The sequence below is a fragment of the Ideonella sp. P3_A4 genome, from assembly GCF_056403075.1.
In genome coordinates, this window is the sequence record NZ_JBFUGE010000577.1 from 1 (window position 1) to 3,817 (window position 3,817).

The following is a 3,817-nucleotide window of genomic DNA, read 5'->3' on the forward strand; positions in this document are numbered from 1 at the left end:
CTGCTGCGCGAAGACGAGCTGATCGTCGTGCAGGGCAAGGTGCAGCCGGACCGTTTCTCCGGCGGCCTGCGCTTGAACATCAACCAGGTCTGGGACCTGGCGGGCGCCAGGGCGCGCTTCGGCCGCTACTTGGCGGTTGAGCTGAACGGCAGCGGCGCGGCGCCGGTGACCGACCTGGTTCGCAGCTTCCCAGCGAAGGTCGAGCAAGCCGGTGAAGAGGGCGCCGGTGATTTGGTGCAAGGCCTCGGCGTGCGCCTGATGGTCAAGCGGCCCGGCGCGACCGCCGAGCTGGACCTGGGGACGGCGGGCCGTTTCTGGCCCAGCGACCAGGCGCTCGCGCGCTGGCGCCAGCTGGCACACGAGGGCAAGGCGGCCATCGTCTACGGATAAGCCCTGATCAACCAGGTGGTAATAGTTGGTTTCTGGGGCCTTGATCGGACAACCGAAAGGACGATTAGCGCGTTTCAATGTGAAGTTGTGTTGCGCTTGTCCGCTTGCGGAGGTCTTGACCATGAGAACGATGAAAGAAACCCACCACGTCCATCCGGCCGCGCGCGCGGCAGTTTGCACCTTGGCGCTGGCCGCCGTCGGCCTGGTTGGCCTGCTGGCCAGCCCGGTATCAAGGGCCGCCGACGTGGGCGTATCGATCTCAGTCAGCCAGCCGGGCGTCTATGGCCGCATCGACATTGGCCGCTTCCCGCAGCCTGAATTGATCGTCGCTCAACCGGTGGTGGTTCGCCAACCGCGGGTGGTGGTGGCGCAGCCGGTGCAGCCCGTTTATCTGTGGGTGCCGCCGGGCCATCAGAAGAACTGGGGCAAGCACTGCTACCGCTACAACGCGTGCGGCGTGCCGGTCTACTTCGTCAAGGAAGAGTGGTACCGCGCGCATGTGGCGCAGAGCCAGCCGGCCTACGGCAATGAGCGTGAGCACGGCCATGGCCACGGCCGCGGCCACGACAAGCACGACGACTGATCGAAGCCTGGCGTAGCGTCGCCCCACGTAATTGAGGCGCGCTTCCCTTGCATTTGGGGCTTTCGCCTCCTGCCGACCGGCCTAGACTGGTTGGCATCATGCAGTTCCCAACCCCCGTCACTGGCCTGATCCTCACTGGGGGTGGTGCGCGGGCGGCTTACCAGGTGGGTGTGCTGCGCGCACTGGTCGACATCCGCCGGCAGTGCGATGCGCCAGCCGGCAACCCCTTTCCCGTGATCACCGGCACCTCGGCCGGCGCCATCAACGCCGCCGCGCTGGCAGGCGATGCCGACGACTTCGAGAAAGGCGTCGCCAAGCTGGTGTCGATCTGGCAGGGCTTCCATGCCGACCAGGTCTACCGCTCCGATTCGATCGGCGTCATCCGCACCGGTGCACGCTGGCTGACGATGATGTCCATCGGCTGGGTCATCGCCCGGTGGCGCCGGCTCAAACCCCGCTCACTGCTGGACAACGCGCCGCTGGCTGGTCTGCTGGAGCGCATGGTGCGGCTGGAGCGTATCCCCGAGCTGATCCGCGACGGACACTTGAAGGCGCTGGCTGTCAGCGCCTCCAGCTACACGTCCGGTGAGCACGTCACGTTCTACAACGCTGCCGAAGAGGTGACTGCCTGGGTGCGATCACAGAGGCGAGCGGTGCGCGACCACATCGGCTTGCCGCACCTGCTGGCCTCGTCGGCGATTCCTTTCGTTTTCCCTGCCAAGCAGCTGACCATCGACGGTGAACCGGAATGGTTCGGCGATGGTTCGATGCGCCAGGCGGCGCCGATCTCGCCGGCGATCCACCTGGGAGCCGAGCGCATCCTGGTGATCGGTGCCGGCCGCATGCACGAACCGCCCGGCAAGCGCCAGGTCAGCGGTGACTATCCGACCATGGCGCAGATCGCCGGCCACGCGCTGTCGAACATCTTCCTCGACGCGCTGGCGGTCGATTTCGAACGCCTGCAGCGCATCAACCGCACCTTGCAACTGCTGCCGGCCGAGGCCCGTGAGAAGAGTGCGCTGCGGCCGATCGACGTCTTGCTGATTGCACCGAGCCAGCGCCTGGACGACATTGCGGCACGCCACATCGAGGCCCTGCCATTGACCATTCGCACACTGTTGCGTGGCGTGGGGGTGAGCGGGCAGGGCAGTGACGCCAGAGGCGCGGCCCTGGCCAGCTACCTGCTGTTCGAGGCCGACTTCACCCGCGAGCTGATGGACCTGGGCGAGAGCGACACGCTGGCCCGTCGCGACGAGGTGGCGCACTTTTTCGGTTGGGTGCCGCGCTGGCCTGCCGATGGCGACGAGTCGAAGTCACCGGCGAAGCGGCATGCGTCTGCCRTCAATGACCCGGTGACGCCGGAAACCGTGCACTACTTTGCCGGCGGCGCAGCCGCCGCACCGTTGCCGGCCTGATCGGCCGAATACGGCTGGCCGGCCACCCGCAACCCCGCGGCAGACAGCCGGGTAGCGTGGCTCGGGCCGATGCCCTTCATGCGGGCGATGAAGTCTTCCCAGCTTTCGAACCGACCTTGCGCCCGCTCCGTCAAGATGCGCTCGGACAGCTGCGGCCCGATCCCCTTGATCATCTCCAGCTCGGCTTGATTGGCGAGGTTCAGGTCTGTGGTGTGCGGCAGGGCGGCCAGCGCGAAGGCGGTCAGTCCCCATCCAAGGATTCCTTGGATCGCACGGCAGAAGAGGCGATGGGAAATCGAGCTATGCCACATCAGTGCAAGCATGCCATGTTGCCTCGGCGCCCTTCCCGACGCCCCATGAAAAAAGCCGCACCGGTTGTCCGGTGCGGCTTTTGGATCGGATCAGACCGGAGTCAGATCAGAAGTTGTGGCGGATGCCCACGGCGAAGTGGTTGCGGTCGCCACCGTAGAACTGGTGCGGGCCGTTGGCATCGACGAAAGCGATGGCGTCGCCGGCGTTGACAGCGGTGTAGTACGTGTACAGCTTGGTGCGCTTGCTCAGGTTGTAGTTGTAGCCAACCGTCCACTGAGTGGCTTCGCTCTCGTTCACATCGCCGCACTCGCCGGCGCGGCCGACGTTCAGGTGCAGTTCGTTGGCACCGAAGGCGTACATGCCCGACACGCGGAAGTACGTGCGGCTGTCAGCGCAAGTCATTTCGGTATCACGCTGAACCAGCGCGCCAACTGTGAAGGCGCCGAATTCGTACAGGCCGCGGATAGCGAACTGCCTGGCGTCGCCTTGCTTCTCGAAGCCAGCACCCAGGTGCAGAGGGCCACGGTCGAAGTTGGCAGCCAAGTCGTACGTCTTGTCTTCAGCACCACCCGTGGGGCCACTTTCGGCGACCGAGACGTGCAGCTGGAAGCCGCCCATGCTCGGGGAAGCATAGCCAACCTTATTCTGGGTGACGTACTTGGTAGCGTAGAACGCGTCCGACGAGTCGCCCGTCTCGTGGTTGTGCATGCCGATGTAATCGGACGTGGCGTAGTACGACTCAGGCGTGAAGGTGCCCAGGCGCACGGTACCGAAACCGCCGCTCAGGTTCACTTCAGACTGGCGACCCCAGAAGGTCGAAGAGGCAGAGCCGGTCGACGGATCAAAACCGTGTTCGATCTGGAAGCCGGCCTTCAGGCCGCCACCCAGGTCTTCCGTACCCTTGAAGCCGATACGTGACGAGTTGTTGTTGACTTCGCCGACGCGGTCGCTGTCTTCACCGTACTTCGAGCTTTCAACAGTCACGTTCAGGCGGCCGTACACGGTCACCGACGACTGGGCGAAGGCGCCAGAGGCGGCCACAGCGGCCAGCAGGCCGAGCGCGATTTGCTTATTCATGTGAGTCTTCTTCCTCTCGTTTAGGGGGGAACCCGAATTC

General features: G+C 65.0%; 4 protein-coding genes and 1 pseudogene. 3 read left to right on the top strand and 2 right to left on the bottom strand.

Annotated elements, in window-relative coordinates; all coding sequences use genetic code 11:
• The 3 genes and pseudogenes from dnaE to AC1DYI_RS29205 form a co-directional block, all read left to right on the top strand.
• Positions 1 to 390, top strand: a pseudogene (gene dnaE / locus AC1DYI_RS29195) (DNA polymerase III subunit alpha); the annotation flags it as partial.
• 121 nt (positions 391 to 511) lie between these two features.
• Positions 512 to 973, top strand: coding sequence for a hypothetical protein (locus AC1DYI_RS29200; RefSeq protein ID WP_477207623.1), 462 nt, complete (start codon positions 512 to 514; stop codon positions 971 to 973).
• Positions 974 to 1,071: 98 nt separating this feature from the next.
• On the top strand, positions 1,072 to 2,388 hold the full coding sequence (locus tag AC1DYI_RS29205) for a patatin-like phospholipase family protein (RefSeq protein WP_477207624.1): 1,317 nt from the start codon (positions 1,072 to 1,074) through the stop codon (positions 2,386 to 2,388).
• Here AC1DYI_RS29205 and AC1DYI_RS29210 read toward each other — a convergent pair.
• Together AC1DYI_RS29210 and AC1DYI_RS29215 are read right to left on the bottom strand one after the other, a co-directional pair.
• Positions 2,346 to 2,711, bottom strand: coding sequence for a ComEA family DNA-binding protein (locus AC1DYI_RS29210; protein ID WP_477207625.1), 366 nt, complete (start codon positions 2,709 to 2,711; stop codon positions 2,346 to 2,348). The two genes, AC1DYI_RS29205 and AC1DYI_RS29210, sit on opposite strands and share 43 nt — an antisense overlap.
• A 94-nt stretch (positions 2,712 to 2,805) precedes the next feature.
• A complete protein-coding gene (locus tag AC1DYI_RS29215) occupies positions 2,806 to 3,777 on the bottom strand; it encodes a porin (RefSeq protein WP_477207626.1) in 972 nt (323 codons plus the stop codon).
• Between the last annotated feature and the right edge of the window lie 40 nt (positions 3,778 to 3,817).

Coding starts and splice junctions, on each gene's coding strand:
- AC1DYI_RS29200 (WP_477207623.1), top strand. CDS start 512: ATGAGAACGATGAAAGAAACCCACCACGTCCATCCGGCCGCGCGCGCG.
- AC1DYI_RS29210 (WP_477207625.1), bottom strand. CDS start 2,711: ATGCTTGCACTGATGTGGCATAGCTCGATTTCCCATCGCCTCTTCTGC.
- AC1DYI_RS29215 (WP_477207626.1), bottom strand. CDS start 3,777: ATGAATAAGCAAATCGCGCTCGGCCTGCTGGCCGCTGTGGCCGCCTCT.